A 16453-nucleotide genomic window follows, 5' to 3' on the forward strand; every position below is an offset into this window, starting at 1 on the left:
GGGAAATGATATATTCCTTCTTTTACGGCCTTATAAGCTTAATTAAGGTTTATAGCTCTATTGGAAAGCGTTAAATGCTTAAATAGAGGTAATTAGTTTTGATTTTTCATATAGAATATTATCTTTACTAGAAATTAAAGCTAAAAACCTATGGATTATTCATCACCTTACTCATCAGCAGGAGCCGGAATAGGGCTCGGAGCTGGACTCTTTTACTTAATAGTTCTTGTTCTCACCTATGCGGGACTTTGGAAAGTATTCGTTAAAGCTGGTAAACCTGGCTGGGCGGCTATTATACCTATTTACAATGCGATTATTCTGATCGAAATAGTTGGCAAGCCAACCATCTGGATTTTATGGTTACTCATTCCTTGTGTCAATTTCGTTTTTGGAATCTGGCTCATCAACTTGTTAAGCAAAAGTTTTGGCAAAACTGAAGGTTATACTGTAGGATTGATCATTCTGCCTTTTGTATTTTATCCGATGCTGGGCTTTGGCGATGCAAGATATCTTGGTCCATCTGCAGCAGAAGCGCAAGGGGGTTTTAACGGAACAAATAATCCTTTTGGTGGGGTGAATAATCCATTCGGAGAAAACAATCCTTTCCAGAATAAAAAAGACGATTCTTCTGATCAGTCAACTAACCTGTAATTTATAGGTGCAATTGCTCAGTCTATATATTTTATCCGCCTGGACCTCATTTTTGGGAAAGGCGGATAGTTTTTTTATACCCTGCCCATTTAAACACCTAACTGGTTATGATTGTCCAGGTTGTGGTTTCCAGCGTTCCTTATTAGCGCTTTTAAAGGGCGATTTTAAAGATAGTTTTTCTCTGTATCCTCCAACTGTTCCCCTTCTGTTCACCATCGTTATTGCACTATGTGCCAATTACTGGTTAAAAAATCGAAGCAAAGGCCTTATTCGGGTATTGTATATGATTACCGGGTCAATTATCCTGGTTAATTACCTATTTAAGATCTATTCGGGGAGGCTTGTTTAATGGGGTTAATCTACTTGGGAGGTCAGGTGCTTATAATCTTTAACAACTGTGGTTAAAAAATCGAGTTGGTTCATCTCCGGAGGTGGGGTAATAGAAAGATGTTTTCCAACACGGGAGGCCATGCTATAGATGAGATCAGGATTAAGGGTTTTGTAATACGTACTGATCACTTCGTGGATCAATTCAACGTCTCTGTCTGTAAGTTGTTCTATATTGCTGAACACGGGCGTATATGCCTCTTCAACAGGCTGGAAGGCTATATGATCAAAACTGGTATGGGGAACAGTCTTAATGACTGTTGTACCTGCAACGATATCACCAATCCGTTGTTTCTTATCGGTTATAGCAATGAGGATTAAACCCAGGACCTGACCTGTGAGTACAAAATCTACCAATCTGAATACCCAGCGTATGAAATACTGCCCGATGGTAGGCTGGGAACCATCTAAGCTGATCACTCTAATTTTCATCACTCTTTTTCCAAGTGTCTGGCCATTCATAAAGATTTCACAGACCAGCGTATAAAAAATATAACCCGCTGAATAAAGAATCATAAGCGTGTATAAAATGGCGGAAGTACTGGTGATGCCACTGATGGACCCGAAGAAAAAGAACAGTATTGCTAATCCGAAAAAAATGGCCAGATCTACCAGTCTGGCGGCTATACGCTCCCCCAGGCCTGCAAGAGGGTAGTCAATGTCAACGTGTTGGCTTGTGTTTACCTGTATTGTCTCCATAAAGACCAAATATAATGTTGATGTTCAATTTATTGTTGAAAAATTGTTTTTTTAGCTATTTTAACAAAAAATTACATCTTGCATAGTCTATGAGAGAGGCATTGTTCGTTAAACAGAATTCGGAAAAATGGAAGTCCTATGAGCAAATGCAGTCTTTAAATCCTGACGAACTTGCTGATCGCTTTGTTGACATCACCAATGATCTCGCTTATGCGAAGACATTTTATCCTAAATCGAAGACGACCGCTTATCTGAATGGGGTTGCCTCTTTGCTGCATCAGTCGATTTATAAAAATAAGAAGGAGGGTGCTGCAAAGTTTACCGATTTTTGGAAATCGGAACTTCCTGTTCTTTTTTATACCTACCGGAGACAGTTGTTATATGCTTTCTTGTTTTTCGTATTGTCTGCCCTTATAGGAATACTTTCTGCGAAATATGATGATAGTTTTGTAAGACTGATCCTTGGGGACAACTATGTAAATATGACGAATGAAAATATAGCGAAAGGTGATCCTTTTGGTGTATATAAAGGGCAATCAGAATTACCCATGTTTTTGATGATTGCTTTCAATAATCTGTATGTAAGTTTACTCATGTTTGTGAGCGGTGTCTTTGTTTCGATAGGACCAGTCTTTTTTATTCTAAAGAATGGAATTATGCTGGGTTCATTTGAGTATTATTTCTTCAGTAAAGGACTTGGGCTGGAATCTATTCTTGTGATATGGATTCATGGAACTCTGGAAATCTCCGCAATAATTATAGCTGGAGGAGCAGGATTGGTACTGGGACATGGTTTACTTTTTCCAAGAACCTATACCCGCGCGCAAGCCTTTGCAAAGAGTGCAAAAGATGGAAGTAAGATTGCTTTGGGTATTTTACCTGTTATTGTTGTTGCAGCTATTTTCGAGAGTTTTGTGACGCGGCATACTGAAATGCCTTTGTGGCTGAGTATATCTATTTTAAGCTGCTCTCTTGCCTTTATGTTGTGGTATGTGGTCCTTTATCCACAACAAATTATTAAACGCACTCAAACCCCCTAAAAATGTTAGATAGATTAGAATTTAAAAAAGTCAGAGAATTTGGTGAGGTCATTAATGATACCTTTTTGTTTATAAAACAAAATTTTAGGCCCTTACTGAAAGTAATTATTTATTTATGCGGATTTTTTATCCTTGCCGGGATGATTGCCGCCATTACCTACCAGCTGTCTTTACCAAAGAATTTAGCGGCCCCAAACTCAGCGGATCCCTATGGTTTTAGCCGGTTATCACAGGTCTTTTCCATCAGCTATTTTATGGTGATCCTGCTGGTTATGGCCAGTTATACGTCGATGTATGTCGCTACACTAAGTTTTATTGCTTTATATATTGAAAAAGGGAATGTAGCACCCACAGTAGAAGAGGTTTGGGCTTATTTTAAGTATTACTTTTTTAGGGTAATGGGAAGTGGTATTGTGGTTAGTATCTTTATGTTACTGGCCTTTATGTGCTGTTTTTTCCCGGGCGTGTATGTTTTTCCTGCAATGTCGATATTTTATCCGATCATGGTTTTGGAAAACGGTACACTTGGATATTCATTTAACCGGTCCTTTAAATTGTTAAAGGATCAATGGTGGACGACTGCTGCTACTATATTTGTAATTTGGATCATCGCTTATGCGACGATGTCTTTTGCTACCTTACCCGCTATAATATTAGGCCTGGTTGGGGCACTCACTTCGGGTGGAAGTGGATTGAGCAGTGTCATTATTGTTATTTCTACGGTTATCCAGTATGTGTGTCAACTGTTCATGGTCTTGCCGGTTATTGGTGTCACGCTTTGTTATTTCAATTTGACTGAACGGCAGGAGAGTACAGGATTGATGAATAGGATTGACCACTTTGGTACGGGAGAAAAAGATCTGAATTCGAAGCCTGAAGAATATTAACATGAGGTTTTTGCTCTTGATTTTTCTTTTTTTGTGTTGTAGCGAGCTGCATGCGAAGATCACTCCCCCGGGCGAAGTTGTTGAAACTGTTGGGCTGAAATCAGATACGACACAAATTGTATGGCGAAGATTTGATGGAGAGCAACTTCGCGCTTATAGTAAAGAAAAAGCATTTATTTACGATGACGCTGTGCCCTCACAGAGTTTATGGAATCGTTTTTGGCGGTGGTTCTGGGCACTCCTTGAACATATTCTGGGTAATAAGGCAACAGTGCCTTTTGTGAAGTTTTTTTTTATTATGGCTTCGACGGGATTGGTGGTCTTTGTCGTATTGAAACTGATTGGGGCAGATTTGAAGATATTTTCCCGTCGGTCAAAATCAATAGAGGTTCCCTACAGCGAATCTGACGATAACATCCACGAGATCAATTTTACTGAAGAGATAGATAAGGCTATCAGTTTAGGAAATTACAGGATTGCTGTAAGGCTGTTGTATTTGAAGTCATTGAAGAAATTAAGTGATAGCGGGCAGATTGACTGGAAGCCAGGAAAAACAAATCAAATTTATATTGGAGAGATCCAGGATCTGGAGAAAAGAAAGCAGTTCACGCTGCTTACACATCAGTTTGAGTATATCTGGTATGGGGAGTTCTTTATCAATAAAGATAATTTTGGCCTGATTAAACAAGGGTTTGATCAATTTATTGGAAAGGCATTATGAAAGGATTAAGAAGATATTTGATCACTAGTGCCATTTTTGTAATCGGTTATTTACTGGCCCAATATTACAAGCCAAAACCTACAGACTGGAGTACGAGTTATTTAAAAGAGGATAAAATTCCTTTCGGTTTGTATATCCTTTACCATCAAATGGAACATTTCTTTCCAGGGGCTAAAATTACAGTCTCAGGATTGCCTTTGTACAATACTTTAAAGGATAACCATTCCAATAATTGCAGTTATTTGCTGATCAGTGGCGGACTGGAACTGGATAAAACAGGTTGTGAAGAACTGCTTAAATTTGCCGGGCGTGGGAATCGTGTTTTTATTGCAGCATTTGATTTTGGTAAGTTTATAAGTGATACACTGAAATTGCAGACGGGTTCTTCTTTCAATTTTGCAAAACAAAAGAAAACGAGGGTCAATTTTGTAAATCCTCAATTGAAATCTACCACGGGGTATACTTTTAATAAGGGGATTGGTGACCAGTACTTTAGTAAATTTGATACTTCTAAAGTAACTGTACTCGGTAAAGATGCAGAGGGACATGTCGATTTTATCAAATATACCATAGGCAAAGGGGCATTGTATATCCTGCCTAATCCCCAATTATTGACCAATTATAACCTCCTGGATCCTTTGGGCGCAGAATACGCCGGAAAAGTGCTATCCTATCTTCCGGCATCGGGTACTATAATCTGGGATGAGTACAATACGAGGGGTAATACAGAAGACCAATCTGTGCTCCGGGTAATTTTTGGGCATGAACAACTCCGGTGGGCTTATGAGCTGGCGCTGATCGGTTTAGTAATTTTTGTTTTGTTTGAAATGAAAAGACGTCAGCGGATCATACCCATTATAGAACCTTTAAAGAATTCTTCGGTCGAGTTTGTGGAGCTGGTGGGTAAGGTATACTACCAGCAACGGGATAACCGGGATATTGCCCAGAAGAAAATTAACTATCTTCTGGAATACATCAGGACGAATTATCATTTAAAGACGACAATTATAGATCAGGAATTTAAAACTGCACTGGCCCTGAAATCCGGGGCCGGAGACGCAGCTGTAAATGCTTTATTCAAAACGATCAATCAGGTAACGGAAGGTGTTGGTGTTAACGATGCGTTGCTGATTGATCTTAACCAAAAAATTGAACAATTTTATAAACAAGCCAAATAAATTATGGAACCGGAAATTTTTAGTGAAAGAACCGATCTGGCGGAACTGAACCGGGCGGTAGAACAAATTAGAGAAAACCTGGGCCGCATCATTGTAGGGCAGAAAAACACTGTAGATTTTCTGATTGCCGGATTGCTGGCAGACGGTCATGTACTACTGGAAGGCGTTCCGGGTGTGGCAAAAACATTAAGCGCAAAACTGGTGGCTAAAAGTATAGATGCTTCTTTCTCCCGGATACAATTTACACCCGACCTGATGCCCTCGGATGTATTAGGGACTTCTGTATTTGATCCAAGATCTTCTTCCTTCGAATATAGAAAAGGTCCTGTTTTTGGAAATATTATCCTGGTGGATGAGATCAACAGGGCACCGGCGAAGACACAATCTGCCTTATTTGAAGTGATGGAGGAAAGACAGGTAACCGTTGATGGTCATACCTATTTGATGGAGGAACCATTTATGGTTCTGGCCACTCAAAACCCGATTGAACAGGAGGGAACCTATAGATTGCCGGAGGCGCAGTTGGACCGCTTTTTATTTAAGATAGAGGTTAAATACCCCACGTTTGAAGAAGAGATCCTGATGTTGCAAAATCAGCATCAGCAAAACCTTAGTGCAGAAATCAGTGAGGTTAAAGCAGTGTTGAGCACAGAACAGATTAAGGCTTGCAGGAAATTGGTAAAAGCGCTGCATGTGGAGCCAAAGCTGGTAGAGTATGCTGTCAAAATTACCCAGGAAACCCGGAACAACAAAGCGCTTTACCTGGGTGCCTCTCCCCGTGCATCTCTTGCTCTGATCAATAGTGCCAAGGCGATAGCTGGAATACAAGGACGCGATTTTGTGACCCCGGAAGATATCATTAAGGTGAGTGTGCCTGTTCTGGCCCACAGGATTATGCTGACGCCTGACAAAGAAATGGAGGGACTAACAGCTGCTGATATTGTGCTGCAGATTATTCAAAAAATAGAAGTGCCAAGATAAATACAGAATCTTTTGAAAAACTTTTTCAGTAACTCTTATAAGAACCTCTTTTTAGGCAGAATGTTTTTTGCAGGCATCGGGATTTCTTCCTTCCTTTTTCTGTTTTCTTTCTTCCTGACCTGGATGGGGGATATCCCCTTTATCTTTTTTGGCCTGCTCTTGATACTGGTCTTTATTGACTTTGTACTGATCTATGGGCAAAAGAAGGGAATTTTTGCGAGCAGAAGTTTACCCGAAAGATTAAGTAACGGAGACGACAATGAAGTCAAACTGTATCTGGAGAGTTTCTATTCTTTCCCCACCCGTGTAGGTCTGATCGATGAAATACCTTCTCAATTCCAGAAAAGAGATCTTTGGTTTAAAAGTGGACTCAAACCCCGGGAACAAAAGACGATACACTATAGCCTGAGACCGACAAAAAGGGGAGAGTATGCTTTTGGTCAGATTCGTTTGTATGTGAGATCACCACTGGGACTGATCATCAGAAGATTCAATCTGGGAACACCAGTCACGGTACCCGTGTACCCTTCTTTTCTGCAATTGCGCAGGTATGAGCTGATGGCCATTTCCAACCGCTTAACTGAAATTGGAATCAAGAAAGTCAGGCGGCTGGGCCATAGTATGGAGTTTGATCAGGTAAAAAACTATGTGCAGGGGGATGATTACAGGACAGTAAACTGGAAAGCAACTGCGCGGAAAGGGGAGTTGATGATCAATTCATTTACGGATGAGAAGGCCCAGAATGTCTATTGTATCATCGATAAATCAAGAGCAATGAAACTTCCTTTTGACGGGCTAACTTTACTTGATTATGCCATCAATGCCAGTTTGATCCTGTCTAGTGTTGCCTTGGTTAAAGAAGATAAGGCCGGGCTGATGACCATTGCAGAAAAGGTGGGCAGTGTTGTTCAGGCAGACAGACGACCTACACAGCTGGGAAAGATCATGGAAGTACTCTACAAGGAGAAAACCCGGTACCTGGAAACCAATATGGAAGCGTTGTATTTAAGTGTTCGCTCTGTTTTGAAACAACGAAGCCTGATTGTGTTTTTTACCAATTTTGAAAGTATGTCTGCTTTAAACAGGCAACTTCCGTTTTTAAAAAGGATGGCTAAGTTTCACTTGCTGTTGATTGTTTTCTTCGAAAATACCGGACTGAAGTCTCTTACCGATCAACCGGTGACCGATGTGGAAGGGATTTATATCAAAACCATTGCAGAGAAATTCGTGTACGAAAAAAAGCTGATGGTGAAGGAACTGGCAAAACACGGAATACTGAGCATTCTGACGCCTCCGGAGAAGCTCAGTATAAATGTAGTGAACAAATACCTGGCGATTAAAGCACAGCAGAAAATTTAACTAACATTCAGGTAAACTGATTGGAATATTGGTTGCTAATCCACCGTCTGAAGTTTCTTTATATTTTGAGTTCATATCCAGGGCTGTTTCCCACATGGTGTTAACTACGGCATCCAAGCTTACCTTAGCCTTGTCTGGGTTGCTTTGAAGCGCCAGTTGACTTGCGGTAATGGCTTTGATCGCTCCCATCGTATTTCTTTCAATACAGGGTACCTGAACAAGTCCTCCAATAGGATCGCAGGTTAAACCGAGGTGATGTTCCATAGCGATTTCAGCTGCCATGAGAACCTGTCTCTGGGATCCTCCAAGGCATTCAGTCAGTGCCGCTGCTGCCATGGCTGAAGATACACCAATTTCAGCCTGACAGCCACCCATTGCTGCAGATATAGTAGCTCCTTTTTTAAATATACTGCCGATTTCAGATGCACAGGCAATAAACTGGATGATTTTCTCCTCTTCATATCCATTACAAAAAGCAATGTAGTATTGAAGTACAGCAGGGATAACTCCGGCAGCACCATTGGTCGGAGCGGTGACCACCCGGCCGAAAGAAGCATTTTCCTCGTTAACTGCCAAAGCAAAACAACTTACCCAGTCTAGTATATAATTAAAACTGTTTCCACCATTCCTGATGGCCAGGATCCAGCTTTTGTAATCGCTGTAGGGCTGATCCCCCATCAATCTTTTATTCAAAGCTGCAGCACGTCTGGCTACATTTAATCCGCCAGGTAAAAAACCAGTGGTATGACAGCCTCTGTAGGTACAATCTTTCATCACATGGAAATGCTGAAGGATACCCTCCCTGGTTTCATTCTCTTTCCTCCAGGCCAGTTCGTTTTCAAGGACGACCTCAGATACCTTAAGCCCAGTGGTCAAACACCAGTGCAGGAGGTCTGAAGCTTTTTCTACAGGAAAAGGCAGTTCCACTTGTTCTTTCTCGCTGCCGTTTTCACCTTCTTTAACTACAAAACCACCTCCAATAGAGTAATAAGTTTCTGAAACAGCCTTGCCATTGTTCATAAAGGCTTGAAAGGTCACTGCATTTGGGTGGAAAGGAAGACTTTCATGAAAAAGAAAGATCAGGTCATCTGTATAGTTAAAATGTATATTGTTGGTGCCGTTTAGCTGCAGCTGCTGATTACTTTTAATGGTTTCAACGGTAGAATCAATAGCATTTACATCAAAGGTTACCGGGTCAGCTCCGCTCATCCCTAATAAAATGGCCACATCTGTTCCATGGCCTTTACCCGTTTTAGCCAGGGAGCCATAAAGGAGGATTTTAACTTGTTCCACCTGCTCCAGCTGGTTGTTTTTAACCAGTAAGCTGATAAATTGTTGTGCGGCCCTCCATGGACCTAGTGTATGTGAGCTTGATGGCCCAACACCGATTTTAAAAATATCAAAAACCGAGATTTGTTCTCTTTGCATAATAATACAAACTTAGATAAAATTGGATTAAGGCTGGTTGCTGCTGGTCTATTTATAATAATATTTTAAGATGTACAGCAGAATTTTGTTTCCCTGCCCTAGTAGAAATCATAACAGCGAAGGCCATTGAATTTTTCATAATTGTCACTGTTCCTGAAGTACTGCTGATAACCGACACTGGCTTCAGTGGTTCCGCTGGTGTTGGTGTAATTAATCTTTGATGTTGTGGCATCATGGCTTAGGCCCAGACGCACTCTTTCTCCGTTGGATGAATTTTTAAAGAGGTCAAATATCAGGGAAAATACAATCGCGTCGGGTCCTCCTTGTCCGGTTGTCCTGTACCATATCCCGGTATTGATGCTTTTGTATTTGAACTGGGCACCCATACTTAAAGACTGCATTTTGTCCTGGTTGTAGTAAACGATAGAGGGGATTACATAGGAGCTTTCGTAATCACGAAAGGTTGGGCTACTTGTCAGCGGAATTCTGTAACTGGTGTTGACGGTGATCCTTCTGGGCAGTTTTGCTTGCGCGCCAGTGAAGGATTCATCAGGCTGATTGATATGGTTTACTGCAGCACCAAGCATAAAGGAACCGTATACAAGATTGATTCCTGCCGCCGGGTCAAAATAGTAGCGGCTGCTGATGTTAGGTAGGTCGGCTGAAGATACACTACCTGGAATATAACCTAATCTGGGGTCAATTTGATCTGAAAAGACGAGTTTATTCCAGTTGATGGTACGGTTGGTTATGCCTGCGGCTATACCGAATGAAAGTACAAATTCATCTGTACCCACGCTGTAAGCATAAGTGGCTGTAATGTTATTCTTGAGGAGTCCGGCCGATCCTTCATTGCTCCGGTTAAACATCAAACCAACACCACCACCGAAGCTGGGTATATTGATATCGGCTGAAGCATTGATGTATTGCAGATTTCCTGTTAAACTCGACCATTGGTTCCTGTAAATCAGGTTGGCCCGGATGTCTCCTTCAAATTGCCCGGTAAGGGCTGGGTTAAGGTATAAAGGTGCATTAAAAAACTGTGAAAAGAGATGATCCTGGGCATTGGCCACAAAGGAACAGGCTAATCCGGCAATTATCAGTAATAGATATGTAGATGTTTTCTTCATTTGTTTTTATCTGATCAGGTGGACGGGTCCGGTTCTTTTTGGCGTGGAGTTGTCATAACTCATTCCTTTCCATTCGGTACCATTAATAAACTCAACATCGACTTTCCAGAAGTAAACCCCCTGTGGTGCAGGGGAGCCACTGAAGGTTCCGTCCCAACCTTCAACGGGACGACCTTCCTCGAGTTTGCTGGTTTCCCATAAGACTTGCCCCCATTTGTTGAAAACAGCCAACTTCCAGGTTTTAATACCAGAGCCTTTTGCCTGGAAGGTTCTGAGTTCTGGTCTTGAGCCTCCTGGCATAAAGGCATTAGGAAGGTATAAATAGCCTGGAACACCTTGAATGGTAACTTGCTTAAAGGTGGTACTCACACAACCTTGCTGATTAATAACTTTTAAGGTCACCGTGTATTTTCCGGTATCTGCATAGGTATGAGAGGGGTTCTGCAGGGTAGAACTTTGTTGATCTCCAAAAGTCCAGAGCCAGCTGCTGGGCTGATTGGTGCTCTCGTCTTCGAACCTGAAGGTATAATCAGGAATGTTGATCACTGTAGAAGGGGAGACATTAAATTTTGCGACAGGAGGTGGAACAATATGGATGTATTGGTTCCTGGAAATCGTCTGTGTACATCCGAGTGAGTTGGTGGCACTCAGGGTTACGGTATAATATTCCTGGTCGCCATTGTACGTATGTATTGGTGCAACTTCATTAGACAGAGGGCTTCCGTCACCAAAATCCCAGCTGTAGCTAAAACCATCTTGCGTATGGTTTCTGAACTGTACGGCAAGTCCTGCACAACCCAGGGTGATGTCAGCGTCAAATGCTGCCAGTGGCTGGGGAAGTACGGTAATGGTTTCTGTGGTGGAAATCTCAGAACAGCTGTTAAATGCTGTCATTTTAACGGTATAAGTGCCTGCTTTGGTAAAAGTATAGCTTTCTGTTCCGATCGTTACGGTATTTCTTGTACCGCCGTCGCCGAAATCAAATGTAAAGCGGCTTGCGCCAATAGAGTTGTTGTCGAAATGGACTGTCCAGGGTGCACAGCCTTGTTTCTCTTTGGCATCGACAACCAGCTCTGGCGTAATATTTTGTGGGGCTACACGGATATCATAACTCTTAACATTGGTACCGCAGTCATTTACAGCAGTTAATGTTGCTTTAAAAAGTTGCGTTTTTGTGGTGTTGTAAACATGGTTTACCGGCGATTTATCGGTCTTTTCGACAATCGGGCTTCCATCTCCAAAATCGTAATAATATTTGTTGGTGCCTCCCGGAGATGTATTGGTGAAATCTACACTCATTGGCGAACAGCCATCCGTTTTGCTTGGTGAAAATACAGCAATTGGTTTTGCTTTTACAAATACTGTAGCAGTTACTGAGTTGCTTCCACAAGTGGTTGTGGCAGTTAAAGTTACGGTGTAAAGACTGTCCTTGCCGGACGGGTTGGCATAAAAAGTAACTGGCGCAGGGTTGGCCAGATTTGACTGTTCCCCGTTTCCAAAATCCCATTTAAATGTAGCGCCTGCTGTAAGTACAGAGGTGTTTACAAAAGTTACCTTTAGTGGATCGCAGCCTTCTGAAGTAAGCGGGGTAAAGCTTGCCGGAACAGCCTGATTGGTACTGAATACGTGTGAGAATTCTGCTTCTGAGCAGCCCAGTAAACTACTCACCACGAGTTTAATGGTTACACTGGTATTGCTGGTTTTTAGGATATATTCTGGGAAATTGATTCCTGTGGCGATTTGGACGTCATCTGCATACCAGGTATAGGTGTTGTTCCGGTCTGCATATGGAACGGCATGAATGTCTAATTTAAATGGAATACAACCCTTATCAGATGTCCAGTTAAACTCTGCTATAGCATTAGGATTAACAGTCACTTTAATGACATTGCTAATGCTTTGAAGGGTACCACTGCATTGAACTGTGCCCACAAGGCGCCTGTAGAAGGTGGTGGCCGTTAAACTTTGTGGCTGATGATCTTTAGCAATCCCACTGCTGATGTTTGTCCAGTTGTTTCCATCCGGACTAGATTGCCACTGATATAGAAATTGCCCATCGGCGCCTTCCGGTGTACTTCCTGTTAAAATTTCAGGAGTCTTTCCACTGCAAATGGTCTGATCTGCAGTGATGGTGTTTTTTGTTATTGGTGGTTGAACCGTGATCTGAAATTCATTGCTGATAGAGGTACAACTGCCACTTTTTACCGTTCTTCTAAACATGACTGTGCCCGTTGTACTTAATTGGATGCTCAGGTTCTGATTAGTTTCACCGGCAATTACGGTCCATGCTCCAGAGCCTTCTTTCTGCTCCCAGAGATACTGGTAATTTCCTTGATCTCCTCCGGTTGGGGTGCTGCCGTTAATGGTTGCTGTCTGGCCATTGCAGACTACGGTATTGCTGCTGGAGATGCTTTGGTTAATGCCTTCGTTATTGCGGATATTTACCTGAGATTCTGAGGGGCCGCAGGGAGAGTTGCCGGTAATGGTCCATTTAAAAACATAAGTTTGTGGGCTTAATAAACCTGTTACTTCTGTTTTAGGTGAAGTGGGGTCAACAATGGTGATATTTCCTGTACCTGAAACTTTTGTCCACAGTCCGGTTTCGCCTGTGGCAGGTTGGTTGGCTTCTAACAGCACCGTCCCGCTGGCACACAAGGTTTGGTCGTTACCTGCTTTTGCAATAGTCGTTGCCGGGCTGACAGTGATGGTTGTTGGTGTTGAATATTCTATTGTACAGCCGCCGTTTTGAACCACCGCCCTGAACTGGGTGCTTAAGGTTAAATCTTTAAAGGTATAGGTGATTCCGGTATTGGTACCCGGAAGGTCTGTCCATACGGTCGCGCCGCTGGCCATGCTTTGCCATCCTTTGACCGTACCCCTGTTTCCACTCAGTGTAATTACACCAGTATTGCTGTTCTGGCAAACCAAGGCTGTTGTTGTTCCAGTTGTGCCGGGTAGTGTTGGCTCATTAACGGTAATGGTTACTTCGCTGCTCGATGTCGCACATTGACCCGTTCCGGTAATTGTCCAGCTGAAGGTATAAGTTTCTCCCGGGACTAAATTGCTGACTTTAGTTCCCGCATCAGTTGCATCAGCAAATTGGGGTACCTGGGCATGTACGGAAACCACTTTCCACAGACCGGTACCTACATCTGGTTTATTCCCTTTCAGGACGTAAGAATTGGCGGAACAAATATTTTCGTTGGGGCCGGCATTTGATTGGGTAACTGCTGGGTCAACATGTACAATGATCTGAATATCTTTTCCTTTACAGCCGGTGGAAGAATAAGGCGTAATGGTATAAGTTACCGTTCCCTGGTTAAAAGTAGAATTCAATAAGACATCATTGATATTTAGTGAGTTTGCCGCAGTACCCTGAACCAGGTTAGAGGTATTGCCGGTAATTCCAGTTGTTGCTGTACTTGTCCATGTAAAAGTTGCCGGAATATTTGAATTGATCACAATGGCTGCCGGATTGTTGTGACAAATTGTTTTTTCCGGAACAGCTGCTGTGATCACTGGTCTGGGCGCAATATTGACCGTAAACTTAAAAGGAACACCATCACATCCGTTTGATTCCGGAGTAATCGTATATTCAACTGTAGCTGGTTGTACAGCATCCGTATTTACAATGGCCTCATTAATATTGCCCTTTCCGCTTGCGCTGAAACCAGTAGCAGTACCTGTAGTATTTACTGCAGTCCATCTAAATGTACTGCCAGGTACATTGGTTTGGGGGGTAAATACAGCGAAATCTCCCGTACATATGTTTTGTGTAAGGGAAGGTGCAGTATTCGTTACCGTATTTTTGGGGTAGATCACCACTGCAGCCTCCGATGTAACTACCGCACAAGTACCCGTAATGCCAGTGTTAACCACCAGCTTTATATTTGCCACACCGGCATTGCGCTCGGCAAGGGTAGGGGTATAAATTGTTTTAAGATGATCTGCCGGAAGAAAAGTCCCGGCACCTACCCATTGAAAGGTGGTTTTAGGTATGGCGTTTTCAATTTTTCCCTCCAGGTTAATGTTGTCATTATAACAAACGGCTGTTGGTGTTGCTGTAATGCTGGCTGTTGGCGATACGGTAAAATTGAGTTTCTGAGACACGGTAACCGTCCCGCAGTTGTTTTTATGAGTTAAAGTAACGGTATATGGTCCAAAATCCTGGAAATTAATGGTTGGGTATTGAGAATTTGGCGTACTCGGACTTACAAAGGTATAAGCACCAGCGCCTGTAACTGTCCAGGTATAAGTATCCGCGATCGGTTTTACCGTACCACTGGAGACTGTTTTGGTCACGTCGCTATTGGGCCCAAACGTATAATCCCCCCTTGAACAAAGATCATTGTCCTTAGATAAACTAGCCTGAGGGGTAGTGTTGACCACGACCTCCTGTGCACTGGCAGACACTTCGCAGGTTCCTGTTTTTATGGAAAGAACGATGCTGTACACACCAGTCTGGGCAAACGTAAAACTTGGGTTTGCCGCATTTTTATCAAAGGTGACTCCTGCTGCTGGTGTTACCGTCCAGGTGTAAACCGGGGTATTAGGGCAGGTGTTGTCCAATATCGAAGTAGAGCTGTTCCCGGTAATTGTACCTGCTGAAAGGCAGATGAGTTTGCTGGAAAGTGTGAAAGCTGGCTTTGGCGGATCTTGCACGCAGACCGTATTTTCTGATGGATCGGCCTGGCAATCGCCATCACTGTTAGACAGCAAAAGCACTTTATGCGGACCTTTAGTCGTAAAAGTATATTTAAATACAAAATCTATTGGTTTTCCTGTTGCTTTTGGGTCTCCATCTACATACCAGCTGTAGGTTACATTGTTGTCTAAACATCCATTACTGGTTTCATTTGGTTTCTGTCCTTTTGTAGACTGATTTACAAAACTGGCCTCGTCACCCAGACAGATGATCGGCGGAAACGCGAATTTATTTACTGGCCGGGTTATTACTCGGGCAGTAGTGGAGATTGAAGTTCCAATTGGCCCGCAAAAAGGACTTGTCAGTTGTACGTTGACACCAAAGGCATTATAAGCTGTGTTCGCTCCGGATCCAAAAGAGACTCCGCAGGATGACCTGCTAAAACTATGTTTTACCTTGTTCTGTTGCTGAATAATGTCGCAGTAAGTGTAAGTATCCACCTGTCCATCACCCCAGGTGATCTGATAGGTACTTCCAGGAAAATTTGCTTTGATACCCGTTTCCGAAACATCTACAGAGTATTCAAAGGTGCCTGTAGGAAAGCATACCGTATTTCCACTGGTGGTTGCAAATGCAGTGACTGCCCGGTTGTTTATAAGGAAATAGGCATGGGTACCTATCGAGCCGTCTCCTCCTGTTGCTGTCGTAAAAACAAGGTAATGCGCTTGCTTTGCCTTAAACGTTTTCAACTCGCCTGCAGTCGTAAAACTCAGGCTTGCGGGTGTTTCTGGAGTTAATAAATTGGTGATCGTTGCCGTTGCACTATTGGTGTTTGAAGTATTGGAAAAAATGTAGTCAAGCGTACTTTGTGTACTGTTGCACTTACCAAAAGTAGTTGGATTGTTGCTGATGATGTTGCCTTCCGAAGTCACCCCCGCATTAACCGGGGTTCCTGCCCTGATTTCAAAGGGCGTTGATGCAGCGGAAACTGAGGCTGGCGACGTGGTTTTAATTCTTAACCTGTAGCCTGTTCCTGCTGGTGTTCCAATGGGAATGGTGCCATTTACAAAGGCCGAATAGAATCCGTTATAAGTTCCTATTGGAGTTGTCGAAACAAAATTCCCATTTGCGTCTGAAAGATAAAGTTCAAATATATTATTCTGTGCTATGCAAGTATTTGCGTCAGACGTAAAAGAAATAGCGATACTCGATCCAGGCGAATAAGGCCCTGTATTTACTGGGTCAAGCGTAATTTGTGCCTGAGAAGTAAAAGTGATTAAAAAGAAAGTAACAAATACGAGAGCGCGTTTAAATTTCCCCATGCGTTTGTTTCCATAAATGTAAATA

Annotated in this window: 12 protein-coding genes; 8 read left to right on the top strand and 4 right to left on the bottom strand. The window is 42.5% G+C overall.

The window, feature by feature from the left end; all coding sequences use genetic code 11:
* The first annotated feature begins 150 nt into the window (after positions 1-150).
* Positions 151-651, top strand: coding sequence for a DUF5684 domain-containing protein (locus tag R2S08_RS13415; protein WP_316835670.1), 501 nt, complete (start codon positions 151-153; stop codon positions 649-651).
* 7 nt (positions 652-658) lie between these two features.
* Positions 659-1000 carry a DUF2752 domain-containing protein gene (locus R2S08_RS13420; RefSeq protein ID WP_316835671.1) on the top strand — a complete coding sequence of 114 codons (342 nt, stop codon included), beginning with the start codon at positions 659-661 and terminating at the stop codon, positions 998-1000.
* A 5-nt stretch (positions 1001-1005) separates the two neighbouring features.
* On the opposite strand, the gene R2S08_RS13425 is transcribed toward R2S08_RS13420, so the two are convergent.
* Entirely contained in the window at positions 1006-1737 is a 732-nt protein-coding gene (locus tag R2S08_RS13425; protein ID WP_316835672.1) for an RDD family protein, read from the bottom strand.
* An 89-nt stretch (positions 1738-1826) separates the two neighbouring features.
* Between R2S08_RS13425 and R2S08_RS13430 the strand changes: the two genes are divergently transcribed.
* From R2S08_RS13430 to R2S08_RS13455, 6 genes are read left to right on the top strand one after another with little or no spacing between them, the layout of a single operon-like run.
* On the top strand, positions 1827-2777 hold the full coding sequence (locus R2S08_RS13430) for a stage II sporulation protein M (protein ID WP_316835673.1): 951 nt from the start codon (positions 1827-1829) through the stop codon (positions 2775-2777).
* Positions 2778-2779: 2 nt separating this feature from the next.
* Positions 2780-3664: a hypothetical protein gene (locus R2S08_RS13435; protein WP_316835674.1), complete on the top strand. Its 885-nt coding sequence runs from the start codon at positions 2780-2782 to the stop codon at positions 3662-3664.
* 1 nt (position 3665) lies between these two features.
* Positions 3666-4385, top strand: a complete 720-nt coding sequence (locus R2S08_RS13440) for a hypothetical protein (protein ID WP_316835675.1) — start codon at positions 3666-3668, stop codon at positions 4383-4385.
* Positions 4382-5563, top strand: a complete 1182-nt coding sequence (locus R2S08_RS13445; protein WP_316835676.1) for a DUF4350 domain-containing protein — start codon at positions 4382-4384, stop codon at positions 5561-5563. The genes R2S08_RS13440 and R2S08_RS13445 overlap by 4 nt, the downstream gene beginning before the upstream one ends.
* A 3-nt stretch (positions 5564-5566) precedes the next feature.
* Positions 5567-6544: a MoxR family ATPase gene (locus tag R2S08_RS13450; protein WP_316835677.1), complete on the top strand. Its 978-nt coding sequence runs from the start codon at positions 5567-5569 to the stop codon at positions 6542-6544.
* Positions 6545-6556: 12 nt separating this feature from the next.
* Positions 6557-7903, top strand: coding sequence for a DUF58 domain-containing protein (locus R2S08_RS13455; RefSeq protein ID WP_316835678.1), 1347 nt, complete (start codon positions 6557-6559; stop codon positions 7901-7903).
* Here the strand turns inward: R2S08_RS13455 and R2S08_RS13460 are convergent, their stop codons facing one another.
* From R2S08_RS13460 to R2S08_RS13470, 3 genes are all read right to left on the bottom strand, one after another.
* Entirely contained in the window at positions 7904-9331 is a 1428-nt protein-coding gene (locus R2S08_RS13460) for an L-serine ammonia-lyase (RefSeq protein ID WP_316835679.1), read from the bottom strand.
* Positions 9332-9429: 98 nt separating this feature from the next.
* The gene (locus R2S08_RS13465) at positions 9430-10461 is read right to left on the bottom strand and encodes a PorP/SprF family type IX secretion system membrane protein (protein ID WP_316835680.1); all 1032 of its coding nucleotides are present in this window, start codon (positions 10459-10461) and stop codon (positions 9430-9432) included.
* 6 nt (positions 10462-10467) lie between these two features.
* Positions 10468-16428, bottom strand: coding sequence for a PKD domain-containing protein (locus R2S08_RS13470; RefSeq protein ID WP_316835681.1), 5961 nt, complete (start codon positions 16426-16428; stop codon positions 10468-10470).
* Between the last annotated feature and the right edge of the window lie 25 nt (positions 16429-16453).

Origin of the sequence: Pedobacter nutrimenti, from assembly GCF_032678445.1 — a bacterium.
In the GTDB taxonomy this organism is placed as follows: Bacteria; Bacteroidota; Bacteroidia; order Sphingobacteriales; family Sphingobacteriaceae; genus Pedobacter; species Pedobacter nutrimenti_A.